This is a genomic window from Priestia sp. SIMBA_032 (assembly GCF_046535215.1).
In the GTDB taxonomy this organism is placed as follows: Bacteria; Bacillota; Bacilli; order Bacillales; family Bacillaceae_H; genus Priestia; species Priestia aryabhattai.
The window spans coordinates 1-305 of the sequence record NZ_JAWRXD010000378.1 but is presented as its reverse complement, the minus strand read 5'-3'; the positions used below and the strand labels follow the sequence as shown (position 1 = coordinate 305).

At 58.0% G+C, this 305-nt stretch carries 1 protein-coding gene; it reads right to left on the bottom strand.

The window, feature by feature from the left end:
- Positions 1-264, bottom strand: a 264-nt coding sequence (locus tag SB717_RS34830) for a hypothetical protein (protein WP_410907444.1), incomplete at its 3' end; no start/stop codon positions are given.
- Between the last annotated feature and the right edge of the window lie 41 nt (positions 265-305).

Here is a 305-nt window from a genome sequence, read left to right as displayed (position 1 = left end):
CACCTCTTTCTTGAGGTGGTCCTCGTAGTCACCATCGACGATCCAGCTTTCGGACCAGGCTCTATGCCCGTTCTCTTCCTGGTAGGAGATGGGTGCCAGTCCGTAGTGCATGAATGGCGGATTCGGGCTCTGCCTGACCGGCAGCAGGACCAGGCCGTGCATGGCACAGCCCAGAATGAAATCGTTGTTCCAGTTGGCGCCATCGCCCTTCGGGATGTTCAGCACGATGTCGAGTGCTGCCCGGTACTGCTTCTCGCTCAGCATTGAGTTCTCCTAATCGGCTTATCGGGAGCATCCCGTGATGC